Annotated in this window: 13 protein-coding genes; 2 read left to right on the top strand and 11 right to left on the bottom strand. The window is 55.9% G+C overall.

The annotated features are described in order from the left end of the window. Positions 1–208: 208 nt before the first annotated feature. Positions 209–1015, bottom strand: coding sequence for a glycosyltransferase family 2 protein (locus QMK55_RS02790; protein ID WP_320328626.1), 807 nt, complete (start codon positions 1013–1015; stop codon positions 209–211). A gap of 217 nt (positions 1016–1232) precedes the next feature. Between QMK55_RS02790 and QMK55_RS02785 the strand changes: the two genes are divergently transcribed. Continuing rightward, positions 1233–2045 (top strand): VanW family protein, encoded by an 813-nt coding sequence (locus tag QMK55_RS02785; RefSeq protein ID WP_320328625.1) that lies wholly within the window; start codon positions 1233–1235, stop codon positions 2043–2045. Positions 2046–2083: 38 nt separating this feature from the next. Here QMK55_RS02785 and QMK55_RS02780 read toward each other — a convergent pair whose 3' ends face one another. The 8 genes from QMK55_RS02780 to QMK55_RS02745 form a co-directional block, all read right to left on the bottom strand. Then, entirely contained in the window at positions 2084–2581 is a 498-nt protein-coding gene (locus tag QMK55_RS02780) for a hypothetical protein (protein ID WP_102358618.1), read from the bottom strand. Between the two features lie 59 nt (positions 2582–2640). After that, positions 2641–3111, bottom strand: a complete 471-nt coding sequence (locus tag QMK55_RS02775) for a hypothetical protein (protein WP_102358619.1) — start codon at positions 3109–3111, stop codon at positions 2641–2643. A gap of 308 nt (positions 3112–3419) precedes the next feature. Continuing rightward, positions 3420–3848 carry an SMI1/KNR4 family protein gene (locus tag QMK55_RS02770; RefSeq protein WP_320328624.1) on the bottom strand — a complete coding sequence of 143 codons (429 nt, stop codon included), beginning with the start codon at positions 3846–3848 and terminating at the stop codon, positions 3420–3422. Between the two features lie 104 nt (positions 3849–3952). After that, positions 3953–4423, bottom strand: coding sequence for a hypothetical protein (locus QMK55_RS02765; RefSeq protein ID WP_320328623.1), 471 nt, complete (start codon positions 4421–4423; stop codon positions 3953–3955). Next, complete coding sequence (locus tag QMK55_RS02760) at positions 4420–9450, bottom strand: RHS repeat-associated core domain-containing protein (RefSeq protein ID WP_320328622.1); 5031 nt, start codon at positions 9448–9450, stop codon at positions 4420–4422. Before QMK55_RS02760 ends, QMK55_RS02765 begins: the two co-directional genes overlap by 4 nt. Further along, entirely contained in the window at positions 9447–10187 is a 741-nt protein-coding gene (locus tag QMK55_RS02755; protein ID WP_102358623.1) for a DUF4123 domain-containing protein, read from the bottom strand. Before QMK55_RS02755 ends, QMK55_RS02760 begins: the two co-directional genes overlap by 4 nt. Beyond that, on the bottom strand, positions 10177–12219 hold the full coding sequence (gene tssI, locus QMK55_RS02750; protein WP_320328621.1) for a type VI secretion system tip protein TssI/VgrG: 2043 nt from the start codon (positions 12217–12219) through the stop codon (positions 10177–10179). Before tssI ends, QMK55_RS02755 begins: the two co-directional genes overlap by 11 nt. A gap of 130 nt (positions 12220–12349) precedes the next feature. After that, complete coding sequence (locus tag QMK55_RS02745; RefSeq protein WP_007919523.1) at positions 12350–12865, bottom strand: Hcp family type VI secretion system effector; 516 nt, start codon at positions 12863–12865, stop codon at positions 12350–12352. Positions 12866–13273: 408 nt separating this feature from the next. Between QMK55_RS02745 and QMK55_RS02740 the strand changes: the two genes are divergently transcribed. Then, positions 13274–13951: a type 1 glutamine amidotransferase domain-containing protein gene (locus tag QMK55_RS02740; protein ID WP_320328620.1), complete on the top strand. Its 678-nt coding sequence runs from the start codon at positions 13274–13276 to the stop codon at positions 13949–13951. A gap of 47 nt (positions 13952–13998) precedes the next feature. Here the strand turns inward: QMK55_RS02740 and QMK55_RS02735 are convergent, their stop codons facing one another. Together QMK55_RS02735 and glcF are read right to left on the bottom strand one after the other, a co-directional pair. Then, positions 13999–15387, bottom strand: a complete 1389-nt coding sequence (locus QMK55_RS02735; RefSeq protein ID WP_320328619.1) for a VOC family protein — start codon at positions 15385–15387, stop codon at positions 13999–14001. An 88-nt stretch (positions 15388–15475) separates the two neighbouring features. Further along, positions 15476–16696, bottom strand: a complete 1221-nt coding sequence (gene glcF / locus QMK55_RS02730) for a glycolate oxidase subunit GlcF (protein WP_320328618.1) — start codon at positions 16694–16696, stop codon at positions 15476–15478. Between the last annotated feature and the right edge of the window lie 2 nt (positions 16697–16698).

Genomic DNA, 16698 nt, shown 5'->3' with positions numbered 1-16698 from the left:
CTTATTCGTACATAATATTTACCTTTAAGAATGACGACATATCCGCCAACTTCTATTAAAATCCTTCCCGTTCGCCCAGTGTCAGGGCTCTTTACCGGTGCATGGATTGCCAGGCCATTACACTGGGCGAACACCTCTTCGGAGTGGATGTATACAATTTCAGATGAAAAAAGGGCGACTTTGAAGTCGCCCTTTTTTGTGCTCGCGATTATGCCGATGTCTGCCCTTCAAAGCGTTTGAGGGTGGCTTCGTACATTCTGGTCCGGCGGTGATTTTTGCCGTAGGTGCCGGCGGCTGCGACGGTTCCTGCCTGGATGTGATCCAGATAGCGGAAGATCTTGCGCGGCGCCAGCAGCTTGATGCCGTAGCCCAACGCTGTCATTCGATCCTGCAGGGTATAACCGGGCACCCGGTCATCCATGCAAAAGTGCAGTCCCCGGGACTTCACCAACTTGGCGTTCCACAACGTGCAGAAACTCTTGAGATGAGTTTCCCGATAAGGTTTCGGCTCTTTGCTACGCAAGCCCAACGAGGTTTTGGCCCGGCGAACATAATGTTTGCAAAAGCGCGAAGTTAATCGCCAGGTGTCTCTCACAACCCCACGATTAATTTGCTCGACACACCCGACGGCGGCGATGTTCGCAGTCTTTGTGCACTCACGCAGCATCATCGCGAAGACTTCCTTGTCATAGACAAAGGTGTCGGTGTGCAGCAGAAACAGATAGTCGGTTTCAACTTTCTCCAACGCCATGTCCAGCGCCTTGCCATGAGCAATATGCCCGGCTTCTTTGCCGGGGGAGGGGCGTTCGATCAGATTGATCCAGTCCAGCGAGCGCAAGTAATCCAGGCTGGCATCCGCCGAATCATTGTCCACCACCCAAACCGGAATGCGCTGCGCCTGAACGTGCTGACGCAACAGCTCCAGGCACATCCGGGTGATGTCCGGGGTTTTGTAATTTACCAATACAAGACTGAAATTCGGCTGCGTAACGGTTGGTAAATCAAACTGGCTCATTCGGGAAACTCATCCACGGTTGATCGACGGCAAGTGTCTGTCGGGCCGGGATGCTAGCGACGCAACCTTAGTTGAAGCTTAATTTGCCGTTCAGGCAGTGGCTCGAAGTGTGTCCAGCCAAGACATCTCACGCACGACGTAAGCCGGCCCACACGCTAAACTGCGCGCCCCTTTTCACGCTTCAAGGACGAAACGGCGCCCGCCGTAGACATCACGGATGAAACCACTCTCTCTCTACCACCCGGCCCTGTACTGGCTGCGCGTGTGGCAAAAAAGACTGTTCCGCCAGATCGCCTGGCACTGCTCCAGCCAACGCTACGCACGCCTGGTTGCCAGCGCTGACCGCCTGCCATTTCGCTACCTGAAACACACCTCGAAACTCATCCGCAAACTCGGCGACTCCGACCTCGCCCTGCAACACAACAAAGTCATCAACCTCAAACTCGCCGTCGCCGCCATCGACGGCCTCATCATCGCCCCCGGCGAACACTTCTCCTTCTGCCGCCTGGTAGGCCGCCCAACCCGCAAACGCGGCTACGTCGAAGGCATGGAACTGTCCTTCGGCGAAGCACGCAGCGGTATCGGCGGCGGAATCTGCCAACTGAGCAACCTGATCCACTGGATGGCGATTCACTCACCGCTGGTCGTCGTTGAACGCTCCAACCACAGCTTCGATCCGTTTCCGGACGAGGGGCGGGTGCTGCCATTCGGTTCCGGCGCGGCGATTTTCTACAACTACGTTGATCTGGTGCTGCACAACCCGACGGATCGCAGTTTTCAGTTGAAGTTGAACGTGGGGGAGACGCAGCTGGAGGGGGAATTGTTGTGCGATCAGGTGCGGGAGTATCGGTATCACGTGTTTCAGGAAGGGCATCGGTTTGTGCGGGAGGGGGAGCGGGTGTATCGGGAGAATGAGATCTGGCGGGAGGTGCGGGAGAAGGGGCAAGTGGGGGAACTGGTGGAGAGGGTCAGGTTGTATCGGAATCGGGTGGTGGTTAAGTATGAAGTGATGAACGAGTTGATCGGGTAGGGCGCACAAACAGCTTCGCTGACGGTGGCGCCCACTGCTCAGTTTCTGAAATAGAGCTCATCCAGTTGGCGTTTGCGTATCGAGAGATACTCTTCCCAGATCTTGGGGAAGTCTTCATCTTTGGTCAGCGGGAAGGTCAGATAAATGTACCTTCCCGCGACACTGATGTATTGCCTCGCACGTTTGAAGGCCGGCTGCTCGTAAGCTGCGACGCTTTCGTCGTAGGTGTCATGGTAGTGACGGATGCTCACTCGGTGTGGGGCGATCATGCCCCGCGAAAAATCGATCACCCAGCAGCTATCAACGGCTGTGCTCAAATAACCGTAAACACCATCGGTAGATAGACGCAGGCATGAATTTGCCTGGGTGCCGTCGTCATCGTTGACCAGAATGATCTGATCCGCGAAGTAATGAATATTCCTGCCGTCCGGCCCTTGCAAAGACAAGCTCCAACCTTCGGCTCCCATACGGAATTCACCGTTGTTATCAAAGGTTGCTGTCCATCCATTGGCTAGAGTGGTCTGATGTTTATTCATGAGGACTGGTCAAGTATCGAACGTACGGTGGTGTGAGGTAGTCGCATCAAATATCTTGCTCAAAGGTGTTCGAGGTCAATTAGACAGCCTTTGAGTTTTAATCGCTTGATCTCATCATTAAATTTGTATTTTGACAAGAGTTCGTTTTTTATGTCGTAATGCTGTCTAAGGAGACGGAATAATTTCCCTATGTTGTTTTTGCTTTTTTCGTCAAGGCTCTCAATTAAGTCGTAATTGTTTTTCGACAGAAAAGCGATTTTGTTTTTAAGTGTGTAGTAAGCGCTTATGTTTGAAAGCAAGCCTTCAGCATCTGAATAATCTTCTTTTAAGTATTCTGCATATTTTTCAAATAAGGTTGTCAGCAGGTTTTGTGCTGCTTTTTGATGCTTTAAAACTCCGCACATTTCCTGCCAGTTGCTAATGAAGAGATGATCTCCCCAATCGGAGCCACGGGCAAAATATTTCCCATTGCCTTTAAAGAAGCCAGATATTTCATGAAGTTCTAAAGCCGTTTCAAAGGTGGTTTTCATTGAATTTTATTTCCAGTCATCAAGATTTTCAATGACGCTCCGGAGAGGAGGGAGTGGATTTATTTTCAGTTTGTAGAAAATAAATCTGTCTTCTTTTTGTGTCTTGGTGAGACCTGAGCGCGCCTTGCGAGCCGAGGTACATCAACAGGCGCAGGTGTTGGGGTAGATTTGTGGGGATCCCTCATAATCTGTCCCCTTTTGTCTAACCATCACGCTTTGTAATCATGATCAGTAGAGAAATCCTCCATTGAGGATCAACCACCTCCGATAGGTGACACGATCCTAGGTTGACTATTTTGCGCGTTGTTTTACTCAGTCCACAAATTAACAAAATCATCAAAATTGTTAGCAATCAAGTCGGTTTTACTTGAGTTTGGATCAAATATTTCAACAGCAACCGACGGTGTGTTGAAGTTTAGGCAAATCAGATAACCACTCGCATCCCTTGCTATAGGGATCATTTGTTTGAGAAGCCCTAGAGGTTTTCCCGCACCTGAGTACCATGAGATGGTATACGGCGCCACATCAGGCGAGAAAGAAAAGAATTCGCTTATGCAAGTCAATTCGTTTCCATATGGGAGTGAAAGTATCTCTGGAGAGGCTTCGTCGGAATATGTGACCAAGTCAAGATATGACTTTGGAAAACTTACGCTAAGTAGTTTTTCCACTTGAGAAATCGTATTGGTATCCACTGAGGATCCCTGTTCAATCCCAAAAGAACTCCAGTCAAATTTCATATCAGGATTCCACAGCGAAAGGGGATAGATTTATTCTTAGCGTGTAGAAAATAAATCTATCCCCTTTCTTGGTCACCTTTTTACAGTGGGTTCCGTCGAAAGAATTAGATGCTCTCTATATCGGTTGGGCCGCCGTCTTCAATAATTTTTTTCATGCGGCGATTATAGAGTTCAAGGTCTTGAGCATCATTGTTGGCTTCGATTGTTTTTCTCAGAAAGGTCATGATATTTGAGATTTTCTGTTTCTCACTATCAGCAGCATCGCGTACAAGATCAAAACCGTCTTTTGACAAGAAAGGGTGTTTATTTCTTAGGTAATAATAGCAGCCAATGTTTTCAAGCAGGTCGCTGGCGTCATTTTTTGTAAACTCAACCGAGTTTAAGTATACGCTAAATGCATTCCTCAATATTTCGATCGAGCTTTCTAGCGATTTTAAATAGCCGCATAGTCCTTGCCAATTTATGATATGCAACTGGGTTCCCCAGTCGGGGTCTCTTGTGAAATATTGGCCATTACCTCTGAAGTAGTCAGGGAATTCATTCTTTTTCAAAGCTATTTCAAAGTTGGTTGTCATTGAAGTTGTTCCCAGTCGTCAAATTGGCTTAGAAGCTTATTCATGTCGGCGCCGTGGTCGATTTTTTCAGAGCCAATAAGAGCTGCCTCTTTTGTGCCGCTCTTCGTCTCACCTCCAGGAACCCATTCTTTAGGATAAGCGCCTGCTTCATTTCCATTTGGTATTTCGTATTTGAATCGTGGATCGTCAGGTTTTATTTTTACTAAATAAATTTTAGCTGATGATAGATCGTTCGAGCCGAGATTTAGTTCTCGGTTTAGAACTTCCCAGTCTCCACCACTCGCTTTGAATTTCGCTACCACACTATCCATTTCAGAAGGTAAGCCTACAAATTTTCTAGGAGGAAATGTCGGATAGGAAGACCGCTCAATCCACTGATCAATAACAACAAATGAACCACCCTGCTGCCTAAAAGCTTCTTCGTGAAGGTTTACATATTGCTCTGGTAAATACTCGCGTGCACTCCCAGGGCGATTGCCTCGTTCTAAATTGATAACTTCATCATAATCAGATTGAGTCATCGGAATTCGATCAGGTTTTGTTGCATTTGCGGTATTGCTTGGGGCTTTACAATCTGCTCCAGGGCAGTTGTCTAACCCAAGCGGATCCACCCACCCCGTAGGGTTAGGCACATACTGATAGTTGTTCAATCCACCCGCAAGCTTGATCGGATCCGGTGTCAAAAACCGCCCGGTGCTGGGATTGTAGTAGCGGTGTCGGTTGTAATGTAATCCCGTCTCGGCATCGAAATACTGACCCTGGAAGCGCAGAGGGTTATCAATTTCGGCGACATCCAAGGTTGCCAGATTGCCATAGGCACGGTATTTCGCTGACCACATGATTTCGCCGCTGTAGTCGGTGAGCTCTTGAGGTGTACCGAGGTGGTCGAGTTGGTAATAGAACGGCGTTGCCTTCAGGGGACCTTCGCCGTCGAGCATTGCCAATGGGCGGAAGCTGCCAGGCTCGTAGATGTAGGTGCGATAGCGATTCTCGGCACTTTCGGCGATCAGGCGTTCAGCTTGCCAGAGAAACTCTGTGGTCTGACCATCGACGGTCTTCTCAATGCGACGACCAAAGGCGTCGTACTTGTAGCTTGCGGTGCTACCACCGGGCAGCGAGACGCCAATCAAGCGATGCTGGCAGTCGTAGCGGTATTCGGTGACCAGTTGCTGTCCGGTACCACGGCGTTCGCGACTAAGGTTGCCGTAGGCGTCGTAGTCGTAATGTCGGTCGCCTTGCATAAGCAGGCGATTGCCTTTGACGTTGGCGAGGTTCGCAGTTGGCAGATCGCTTTGGCCGAGCAAGTTGCCGGCCGGGTCATGAGCGAAGGTTTCGGGAGTGGCGCCGCGAACGCTGACCAGACGATCCAGTGGGTCGTAGTGGTAGCTGCGGTTTCCTTTGCGGGTGTCGTCGATGCCGGCCAGGTTGCCGTTTGCATCGTAGGCGTAGCGGCGCTGGAACAGATTGCGATCCTGCTGACCTACGGTGTGCGCTTGAAGCCTTCCCTGTTCGTCGTATTGGTATTGGCTAAGCAGCACGCCTTGTTGGCGCTGCTGTTCACGGCCAGCGTCGAACTGATGCGTAGTCAGGCGCGACCCGTTGAGGTCAATGCTGCTCAGCCGACCGCCGGACAAGTGGCGGTAATCGAGTGTGCTGCCATCCGGCAGGCGGCAGTGATTGAGTTGGCCGACGCTGTCGTACTCGTAACGCGTGGTGCCCCAACCTTGGTGTTCAGTGATCAGGCGATCTTGTACGTCGTACTCATAGGCGAGGGGCCAGTGGCCGTCGTCAACGTTTACCAAGCGACCCAAAGCATCGTAGCTGTAATGGATTTCTTCGCCATCAGCGAGGGTTTTGACCAGCAGGCGACCAGAGGCGTCGCGCTGGTACTCGGTCACCAGCTCACTGCCGTCGTCACCGTATTCGGTTTTCTTCAGCAGTTTGCCGTTGAGGTCGTACTCATAGGCGGTACGACGCCCGTCAAAACCGGTTTCCTGCTGGATCAGCCCATTTGAGTAGTAATCGAGTTGATAGTGTTCGCCGCGTTCGTTTTCGATGTCGGTGAGCAGCAGACGTGCGTTGTCGTAGCGATAGCGCAGTTGGCTGCCGTCCGGATTGATGCGGCGGCTGACCAGGTGCAGGTTGTCGGCGTATTCGTAGCGGGTGATACGGCCGAGCTCGTCGCGTTCGGCGGTGACCCGACCATACGGGTTATAGGTGAAAGCGCGAGTGGCGCCGCCGGGTAGGGTGATCTGTGCCAAGCGGTTTGCAGCATCCCATTGGTAGTGGGTGATTGCACCGGTTTCAGCCTGACGTGTGATCTGCCGACCGAGAGCGTCATAGCGATATTTGCGTTGACCGCCGTCCGGCAGGCGCTCCTCCAGCAATTGGCCGAGGTTGTTCCAGCCCAGTTGGTGGCGGCTGCCGTCGGGATGGCGTATCTCCAGCAGGCGTCCTTGGCGATCGTAGCTGTAATGTGTCGAGTTGCCGTCCGGGTCGACTTGTTCAGTGATGTCACCCTGGTCGTTACGCCAGTAGATCCATTTGGCGGTACCACGATTCACCACACGGACAAAGCCCTTGTAGTACTCGTAGGTGGTCGGTGCATCTTCTGGCGGGATCACCGCGATCAAACGGCCGGCTTCGTTGTACTGATACTCCGTGACTGCCCCCATCGGGTCTTTTTCGGCGATCAGTCGGCCTTTGTCGTCATAGGCTTTTAAGTGCTCGGCACCATCTGGATCAACTTTGGCGACGAGTCGCGCCTTGTCGTCGTGGGTATAGACCTCTTCGCTGCCATCGGCATTGGTAACGGTGACGGCGCCTTTGTCATCCCACGCATAGTGCGCATCCATCTGAGAGAAACTGGCCCAGTGATGGATGCAACGTGCGGACTTGCCTTCCTTCTCCCACTCCCAGTAGAAGCTTGCGCCCCCGGCGAGCTGCCGCTCAAGAATGACGTTCTGCTCGTTGTAGGCATAACGCTCGGACTCTCCCAGAGCGTTTGTTGCTTTGATCAATCGGTGTTGAGCATCGTATTCATAGGTGGTCAGCGTCTGAACAGTGTTCCAGGCGTCTTCGAGATTGTCCGCTGGAATAAACTGCTGATAGTCGATGGCGACAATGTGCTTGCGGTCGTAACGGACAAGCAATGCACGACCAGCACCGTTATCCACGCGCTTGATTCGACCATGGATGTCACGGGTGATATGCAGGCGGTTGTCGTAGTTGTCGCTGATGGCGATCAGCGTTGCGCCCTTACTGTTGAAGCGGAAGTGATAGAACAGGGGCTTTTCGCCGGCCTGAGTCAGTACCAGCTCGGACGGATCGTCGCCAAGGAAGATGGCTGCTTCCGAAAGGCTATTGGTGATTGCCGGACGCTGTACGCTGGGCAGGGGAAATGTGGTGACCCGGTTTTCGTGATCGGTCCACACCACCTCGTTGCCATTGATGTCCACCCTTTGAGCGAGGGCGTGACTCCAGCCATAGCCTAGACCGCAGTCGATTTCAGCCGCGCTGGTTCGGTAGAGTCGAGTCCAACTGAATGGCAGCAGGCCACCGAGTTCACCGTCGGTAATGGTTAGCAGCTCTTCACCGGTGACCATCGAGACCGGGCAGCCGTTGGTGCAGGTCTTCTTCGCGCAAGTGGCGCTTTTGTCATCGGGTGTCCTGGACTGATCAGGAGCGTCGTCGACTTTTTCTTTAGGTTGCAGAGTGGACTGGTTCTTTTTCTTGTCCCTAGGGAATGAAGAGGCGTCTTTGACTTCCTGTTTCGGAGTATCTGCAGTTTTAGGCAGTTGCTTTTTGGGTGGCAGCCCCTCTACATGGCTTTTGGGTTCAGCCTTCCGCGAGCCAGCTTTCGGCGCTTCGGTGGTCGCTTCATCGATTTTCAGCGCTGCGGTTTTGGCCGGCTTCATCGGCACATTCTTAGCGCTGGTGATGATTGGCTTCGACACTTCCGCATGGGCGGGCAGGGCGTGTTTGTTGCTGAGTGTCATCAAGGTAGACGCAAGGTCTTCAAGGTACTTGACCGCTTCTCCCGATTTGACGGTGGAGAGGACTTTGGTGCCGGCTCTTATAGCCAGTCCAGCGCCACCTGTCAGGCAGATACCCACCAGGACGTTGATCAGGAATTCCGAGGCAATCGCCGTTACTACGTCAACTACGACTTGGGGAGGCAGCATGCCTACCCAGGCCACAATGGCTGAGATGTAGATAAACATCAGGGGTTCATCGCTGAGTATCAGCAATCCTGAAGCAATCGACTCCTTGGAGGCTGCATAGAGTTTGTCGATCTCGACGTCCGACAGGTACTTTTTCAGCTTTTCGTAATTTTTCCTCGGATTGGCGAGTAGCTCGAACAGGCTTTTGATGTCATCCCACAGCTGCAACAGAGCCTTTTCAAAACCCTCCAAGGCTCGTTTGAGCAAAATCACCGAGCGCCCGGCACGATCGGCTGCGGAGTAACTGGCCCATTGCGGCTGAAACTTGCTCGACCATTCGCTCTGCAACCAGCCATCAAGCTTGCCGATAACGCCTTGATAGGAGTCATAGAGCGCCTTGACGTCGCTCTGGGATACGTTGGGGAAAAAAGTGATGCGGTAAGTCTGACCCCTCTTGGCCCCCTCGATCACTTTGATGCCGCTGGGTCCAATCATAGTTTCGATGACCGGACCGGTAACGTCGTCGTAAAAGGTACCTTTGGTGACCGGTTCCAGTTTGACTGGCGTGTTGCCAATCGGCACGAAGCGCGCCGACTCAAACATATGAATCAGCGTGAAGTCACCTACCAATGGGCAAGTGGCATAGGTCTTTACCGCACCTGTTTCGGTTTTCCGTTCGGTGATGCTGACTTCGTTGCCGACCTTGAAGGTCTGGTCGACGTCCAGCGCCCAACCAGTCCAGAAACCGTCTGCCCATTCCTTGTAATCACTCAGGCAGTTTTTGAAGTCTTTTAGAATCAGGTTCACGTCAGGCGCTTTGGCGTCCAGCACACGCAGGACCAGGGTACCAATCGGGGTATTCATGACGTGACTTCCTTTGTCAGCTCTGCGGCGAGACGCTCTGCCATATCTTCTGTGTTTGGGTTCTGTCGCACGAAGCGCTCAACCTTTCTGCGCAAGTTGGCTTCGGGAAATTCGAAGTACAGCTCTGGGCAATCTTCTGATAGCCATTGCATCAGGTTTTCAACGACGGTGGTGTGATCCTTTTTCGCAAGAGCATCCAAAAGCGTTTGGGGGATCTCCCACCAAGGCCACTCTTTTGCGGGAGGTACCGCTCTTCGGCCGACTTCGAGCGTCTGTCCGTTAATCAGGTAGCGTTGGAAAACCGGCAGCAATTCACCTGCTGTAGCACCTAACTCTTCGATGATCGGACGAAGATGTCGACCATCCCAGAACCTGAAAAATACCTCAGTAGCGTCCGGCATTTTTACCTGAGTCAGGCTGCGCAAATGCTCCAGCACCGTTTCCGGCGCGCTGGTGGATACCGCTAGCCAACCCCAATCCAATGCATCGGTTTCAGTAATCCATTGCAGAAAACTGGCATTGGGGCTGATCTCGGCGAGATACGGCATTACGGGAAGCCAATCGGCGTAAGGCGTTCCACTCCAAATAGGCTGCAGTTGTGGTGCGGCATCTTGCTGATAGAACGGCTTGAGCGGCTCGGCATCACTCGCCGCACTGATCACCAGATACAAACGCTCGCCAGTCTGCAGCGGCTGTTGTGCCAGCCAGTCCTTGGGTGTCAGTCGATCAGATGGCACAGGCACCTTCCTTGCATTTTTCGCATTCTTCGCAGAATGGTGCGTTGCGTTTGAGGGTGTTGATCTGGGCCGGGGTCAGGACCTGGCCGGCCTTGTCGGCGTCGGCCTGTTTGAGGATTCCGGGCATCAGCGGGGCGGCGCCGGTGCCGCTGCCGGGGCTGCCGCCGGAGTTCATGTTGATCACCGGGCCGCTCATGGTCACGCCGCCGGCGTCGATCTTGATGAAGCTGCCGCCGCCGATCAGGGTCAGCTCTGCGCCTGCTTCCATCACCACTTTCATGCCGCTGCTGAGGTGGATTTCCTGGCCGGCGTCGATGAATTGGCCGGTGCCGATCTTGATGTGCTGATTGACGCCGACGGTGAGGTGGTCGTTGGCGCGGGCCTCGACTTTGCGGTCGGCGTAGACGGTGTGGTGTTCTTCGGCCTTGAACTCGCTGTAGCTGTTCTTTTCGACGGTGTCGTGGCGTTCGTTGCCGACGCGGATTTTCTGGTCGTGCTCGACGTTTTCGTCCCAGTCGCGCTGGGCGTGCAGGTAGATCTGTTCCTGACCTTTCTTGTCTTCGATGCGCAGTTCGTTGTAACCACCGCCGCCCATCGAGCTCAGGGTTTTGAAGGTGCTGCGGGTCTTGTTCGCCGGCAGTGGATAGGGGACGGTGTTTTCCTTGTGGTACAGGCAGCCGCTGATCAGCGGTTGATCGGGGTCGCCTTCAAGGAACGTAACCAGCACTTCCATGCCGATGCGCGGGATGGCGATGCCGCCGTACTGGGCACCGGCCCAGGCGGATGACACGCGCAGCCAGCAGCTGGTCTTGTCGTCGGCCTGGCCTTCGCGGTCCCAGTGAAACTGGACTTTGACGCGGCCGTACTGGTCGCAGTGAATCTCTTCACCTTTCGGGCCGGTGACCACGGCGCTCTGGCTGCCGAGGATGCGCGGTTTCGGGTGGCGCAGGGGCGGGCGGTTCGGCACGTCCCACGGGGTCGCCTGAAAGCGGTTGCGGTAGCCCTGATGGAAGTCGTCTTTGAGTGCGGTGGTGTCGCTGGTCACCGATTCTTCCAGCACTTGCGGCTGTTTGCCTTCGTGCAGGACTTCGGTGAGCAGCCACAGGTCGTTCCACTTGGCCTTCGGGTGTTCGGTCAGGGCGAGGAAATGGCCGCTGACCAGCAGCGGCTGATCACTCTTGCCTTCGGCGAGCTGGAAGTCACTGCGGTGGCGTTCGAGGGCGCGTTTGGCCAAGTGCTTGCCGCGCTCGCGGTCGATGAAGCGACCCGGGTAGTCGTAGTCTTCGAGGTCGGGCAGGGCGTCGCCACGGTTTTCGCTTTCGAGGGTGAGGCGTGGTTTTTCGAAATCGTAATCGCGGCGGGTGGTGCGGCTGGTGCGGGTTTCCAGGCGCAGGTCGAAGCGCTTGATCACCGGGTCGCTGGCGACCATGCCGGAATCTTGCTGATAGGCCACCGGTTTGAGTTTCGGGAACACCGTCTGGTCGTCGCCGAACACCAGTTTGTGCGCCGTTGCCGTGTGCTCGAAGTGGTAGTGGATACCTTCTTCTTCGCACAGGCGTTGGATGAAGTGCAGGTCCGACTCATCGTATTGCACGCAGTAGATGCGCTCGGGATAGATCGAACCGGTCTTGAATTCGTAGGCGTTGCTCTGAATGCCGTGCTCTTCGAGGACCATGCCGATGATTTTCGGCACGCTGAGGTTCTGGAAGATGCGCTGGTTGACGCGATGCGCGAGGTAAGACAATTGCGGGCGCAGGGTCACGGAGTAGCGCGTCAGGCGCTTGCCGGAGTCACCTTGCGCGGCGCGGTAGATCTGGCCGTGGATGCCGCTGCCGTCGGGCGACAGTTGCAGGAAGGCCGGTTTGTGCAGCAGGGTTTCGAGGTCCAGCGACGGCTGCTCACTGACCAGCTCCACCTCAAAGACAAAAGGCTGGCTGATGGCTTCGCGACCTTGCAGGGTGAATACCTGAAAGTCAGCAGAAAGACCTTCGATGGTCAGGGCAAAGTGAGTTTCATTGGCCGGCGCGAACATCCCTTGTTCCTCGTGCTGTACAGCGGCGTGAGTTGACGACCGCAAAACGGCTCAACTTACGCGAAATTCTGGAGGGCGAAAACAACATCGACCAGCAGAGCTGGCCGATGCTTGTAACGATCAGCCGTAATTAAACGACTGGAGCACGCCAGTCATCGGAACCCGAAGTACCGGATACTTCGTGGGTCCAGGTGATTTTACGGTAGGTGAACTGCACTTCTTCCAGGTGGGTGAAGTGCGAATTGCCTGGATCCTGGCAGTTGTGCATTTTGTTGTTGATGGCGACGATGATCGCGTCTTCCAGTTTGGTGGTGTAGTAGTGCTCTTGGGTACCTTGAGCCGAAGTACGGAACCACTGGATAACGATTTCGCTCATGCGCTCGCCGGAGGTCAGAGCGGCTTGCAGCAGAGGCGAAGCCTTGTCGTAGACCTTGGTGATCACAACTGGCTTGTGAACGCGCTGACCGGTTGGCTGACCGGATTGCGGGTCACGCGGGATGATCACGTCGTGGCTGAAAGCCTGAACCATAACCTGGTCTTCGTGGCCTTCCTGGTAGGTGTTGCCAACGGAGTCGGCGGTGAAGGCGCCTGCAGTGATCAGACCTTGTTTTTCGCCGGTAACCGACATGTACGCTGGTGTTGCCATGGGGTGCTCTCCTTGCGGATAAATTTAGGGTGCCCGGGAGGCGAAATCGCCCGGTGGGTGCCTGACTGTTATCAAAGAGCGTGCCAGGTTTTCCGAAGGTCCCGGAAACCGGGGGTGGAACGGCTCTGGCCTGCGGTTGGAGCGATGTTTTTTGCTGAATCGAGGTAGAAAGTGCGCAACTTCTTGCGCAGTACTGCGCAAGAAGTTGCGCACTTGGCTGTAAGCCACGCCAATCAAGGCGTGTAGCGTGATGAACAGCTTTTTTTGTCGGACAAGTGCGCAAGAAGTTGCGCAGTAAGGCCAAGTGCCATCCTTGAGCGATTGAAACGATTCGTCCTGCGCGAGGGTCAATCACTCACGACCGCGCCGAAGGCGTACAAACATTCCCCCCCATCGAGTGAGAACGACATGAAAATCCTGATGGTTTTAACGTCCCACGATCAATTGGGTGATACCGGCAAGAAAACCGGCTTCTGGCTGGAAGAGTTTGCCGCGCCGTATTACGTGTTCAAGGACGCCGGCGCGCAACTGACGCTGGCCTCGCCCAAGGGCGGCCAGCCACCGCTGGACCCGAAGAGTGACGAGCCGGACGCACAAACCGCTGCGACCGAGCGCTTTGGCAAGGACTCCGCTGCGCAGTCGGCGCTGTCCACCACCGTTAAGCTGGACACCGTGAAGGCCACTGATTTCGATGCGGTGTTCTATCCCGGCGGCCACGGCCCGCTGTGGGATCTGGCGGAAGACCGCCATTCCATCGCGTTGATTGAAGCGTTCTATACCAGCGGCAAACCCGTGGCGGCGGTGTGTCATGCGCCCGGCGTGCTGCGCCATGCCAAAGGCGTGGACGGTCAGCCGCTGGTCAAGGGCAAGCAAGTGACTGGCTTCACCAACAGTGAAGAGGAGGCGGTAGGCCTGACTAACGTGGTGCCGTTTCTGGTGGAGGATGAGCTCAAGGCCAAGGGCGGGATTTTCTCCAAAGGTGCGGATTGGTCGAGCTACACCCGTGAGGACGGGTTGCTGCTGACGGGGCAGAATCCGGCGTCGTCGGAAGAGACGGCGTTCGCGCTGTTGTCGCGACTGCGCTGATCACAGCAATTGATTTTGTGGAGAGGGAGCAAGCTCCCTCGCCACAGTCAGATCAGTTTCAGGCCCAACACCCCAGCACATTCCTCAATCGATCGCCGCTGCGTCTCGGCATACAACCCCAGCTCATCAATGGTCGAACGCCCCAGCGCTTGTTCGAACGCCTGACGGTTCGAATGTTCGCCATAGTGCGTCTGCGCCACATCCCCAAGGTTTGACTGAAAAATCCCCGCCGCGCTGACCGGCAGGAAATCTTCGTACACCAACGGTTCGGCTTTCACATGGCCCTCGCGGAGCAAATCCTCAAGCGACGCCGACGTGAGGCTACCCGCTGCCAGGCCCTTTTCCGTAGCGAAGTAGCGAAAATACGCCAGATCCTGCTCACGCATCCCCTCGACGCTGTCAGGAAATTCGCCAAAGTGCCGGGTCATCAGCGCGTTGTAGTGTGCGGCATTGCCTTCGTTGGGGAAGTCACCGAGTTCATCGCGCGCGGCATTCAGCAAGCGGTCATACAGCGCCCGCCCTTTAGGCGTCAGCGCCGCACCGCGTTGTTCGATCTCGCCGAAACGGGCGCTGTGGCTGCCGTGGGTGTCGTGCTGGTCGGTGAAGGCGATCGACTCGTCCAGCGCCTTGAAGCTGGTCTGGCGCAGCAGGATCGGGCAGTGCCGGCGCGGCGGGCCTTCGATTACCGCTTTGGGGGTGATGCCGTGCACCGGCATTTGCGCCTGGACGATGTCGATGTCCAGGGTGCGCGGGGTCAGGTGATTGATGTGCGGGCCTTTGAACGCCACCACGTCGGCGATCAAGCGGTGCTGGGCGCTGAGGGTCTGGTACTGCGCGGCGGTGACCGTGGCGCTGTGATGCCAGCGAAAGGTTTCCAGTGCCTGTAGGACGAATTGCGCCGCCTCATGCTCATTCAGGCCGCCGGCTGCTTCGGCCTGTTCGATCAGGCTTAGCGCTTCGGCGGTAAAGATCGAACGCTGGTTCAGCACCGATTCGGCAAACGCGCGCAACTCCGGATCTTCGATCAACTCCAGGCGCAGCAACGAAGTGAATACCCGAAACGGACTGACTTGCAGCGCAGCTTCATGCACTGCACGAAACGCTGTGGAGTGCACCGGCACGCCCGCCGGGGTCAGGTCGTAATAACCCACCGGTTGCATGCCCATCACCGCGAACAGGCGGGCAAGGGTCGCCAGCTCTTTGCCGGTGCCGACGCGGATGGCGCCGTGGCGCTCCATGTCCAGGCGCTCGATCTCGCCGGTGCTGTGCAACTGCCGGGCGATGTGCGGTTCGCGGTCCAGTACCTCGCGGTTGGTCTGTTCCACCAGTTCCATCAGCGCGCCGTACAACGGCACTTCTTCGCGGTACATATCGGACATCGCTTTGGAGAAGCGTTGGCGGATCAGGTCGGGGCTGACGAAAGGCTGCACGGTCATGAAAAAAATTCCTGCCACGGTCACGTAAAGGATGGAGGAAAAGATCGCAGCCTTCACGGGCGGCGGCAAACGAAGAATCCTACGAACTTCATTCTGCCAACGACTGATCCACCAGTTCGATCCAGTGCGAGACCTGCGTGCGTCCGGCGCCGGCCAGATGATTCTGGCAACCGACATTGGAGCTGACGATCAGCTCCGGGCGGCCGCTCTCCAGAGCATTGAGGCGGTTGTCGCGCAGTTGCCGGGCAAGGGTCGGTTGCGTCAGCGAATAGGTGCCGGCCGAGCCGCAACACAGATGCCCGTCCGGCACCGGCGTGAGGTTGAAGCCCAGCCGGGTCAGCAGCGCTTCCACCGCGCCGCCGAGTTTCAGCGCGTGTTGCAGGGTGCAGGGGCAGTGCACGGCGATCCGACGTTGGCTGGCGGCACAGACTTTTTCCAGTGGCTCCTGCGCAAGGATCTGCACCAGATCCAGCGTCCGCTCGCTGATCTGCCGTGCCTTGTCGGCGTAGCGCGGATCCTGCGCCAGCAAGTGCCCGTAATCCTTGATGAACGCGCCGCAACCGCTGGCCGTCTGCACGATCGCTTCCGCACCGTTTTGCAGGTGCGGCCACCAGGCGTCGATGTTCTGCCGGGCGCGGTCTAGGCCCTTGGCCTGGACGTCGAGGTGATAGTCCAGCGCGCCACAGCAACCGGCCTCGGCCACCGGCGTGACGCTGATCCCCAAACGATCCAGCACCCGCGCCGTGGCGTCGTTGGTGTTCGGCGACAGGCCCGGTTGCACGCAACCTTCGAGCAGCAACACCCGGCGCGCATGGCGCGGGGCCGGGCGTGTGCCGGACACCGGCGCGCGCTGCGGCAATTTGCTTTCGAAGATGCGCGGCAACAGCGGCCGGAACGTCGTGCCGACTCGCAGTAATCCCTTGAACAGTCCGGGATTCGGCGCCAGTGCGCGCAAGCCTTCGCGCAAAAGGCGCTGCGCAGCGGGGCGCGGCACGGCCTGATCGACCACCGCCCGGCCGATGTCGAGCAGGTTGTGATAATCGACGCCGGAGGGGCAGGTGGTTTCGCAATTGCGGCAGGACAGGCAGCGGTCCAGATGCAGTTGTGTCTGTTCGGTGGCCGGGGCGCCTTCGAGCACTTGCTTGATCAGATAGATGCGCCCACGTGGCCCGTCGAGTTCATCGCCGAGCAACTGGTAGGTCGGGCAGGTCGCGTTGCAAAAGCCGCAATGCACGCAGGTGCGCAGAATTTTTTCTGCCTCGGCAGCACGCGGCAGTTGTCGGGCTTGTTCGCTGAGGGTGGTCTGCATGG

The sequence above is a fragment of the Pseudomonas sp. P8_229 genome (genome assembly GCF_034008635.1).
In the GTDB taxonomy this organism is placed as follows: domain Bacteria; phylum Pseudomonadota; class Gammaproteobacteria; order Pseudomonadales; family Pseudomonadaceae; genus Aquipseudomonas.
Note: the sequence above shows the minus strand (reverse complement) of the source record. Positions and strands in the feature narration are given on the sequence as shown.

What these genes read in the sequence shown, in the direction of transcription:
- QMK55_RS02785 (WP_320328625.1), top strand. Translation starts at nt 1,233, where the DNA reads ATGAAACCACTCTCTCTCTACCACCCGGCCCTGTACTGGCTGCGCGTG.
- QMK55_RS02775 (WP_102358619.1), bottom strand. Translation starts at nt 3,111, where the DNA reads ATGAAAACCACCTTTGAAACGGCTTTAGAACTTCATGAAATATCTGGC.
- QMK55_RS02760 (WP_320328622.1), bottom strand. Translation starts at nt 9,450, where the DNA reads ATGAATACCCCGATTGGTACCCTGGTCCTGCGTGTGCTGGACGCCAAA.
- QMK55_RS02740 (WP_320328620.1), top strand. Translation starts at nt 13,274, where the DNA reads ATGAAAATCCTGATGGTTTTAACGTCCCACGATCAATTGGGTGATACC.
- QMK55_RS02735 (WP_320328619.1), bottom strand. Translation starts at nt 15,387, where the DNA reads ATGACCGTGCAGCCTTTCGTCAGCCCCGACCTGATCCGCCAACGCTTC.
- QMK55_RS02745 (WP_007919523.1), bottom strand. Translation starts at nt 12,865, where the DNA reads ATGGCAACACCAGCGTACATGTCGGTTACCGGCGAAAAACAAGGTCTG.
- glcF (WP_320328618.1), bottom strand. Translation starts at nt 16,696, where the DNA reads ATGCAGACCACCCTCAGCGAACAAGCCCGACAACTGCCGCGTGCTGCC.
- QMK55_RS02790 (WP_320328626.1), bottom strand. Translation starts at nt 1,015, where the DNA reads ATGAGCCAGTTTGATTTACCAACCGTTACGCAGCCGAATTTCAGTCTT.
- tssI (WP_320328621.1), bottom strand. Translation starts at nt 12,219, where the DNA reads ATGTTCGCGCCGGCCAATGAAACTCACTTTGCCCTGACCATCGAAGGT.
- QMK55_RS02770 (WP_320328624.1), bottom strand. Translation starts at nt 3,848, where the DNA reads ATGAAATTTGACTGGAGTTCTTTTGGGATTGAACAGGGATCCTCAGTG.
- QMK55_RS02765 (WP_320328623.1), bottom strand. Translation starts at nt 4,423, where the DNA reads ATGACAACCAACTTTGAAATAGCTTTGAAAAAGAATGAATTCCCTGAC.
- QMK55_RS02780 (WP_102358618.1), bottom strand. Translation starts at nt 2,581, where the DNA reads ATGAATAAACATCAGACCACTCTAGCCAATGGATGGACAGCAACCTTT.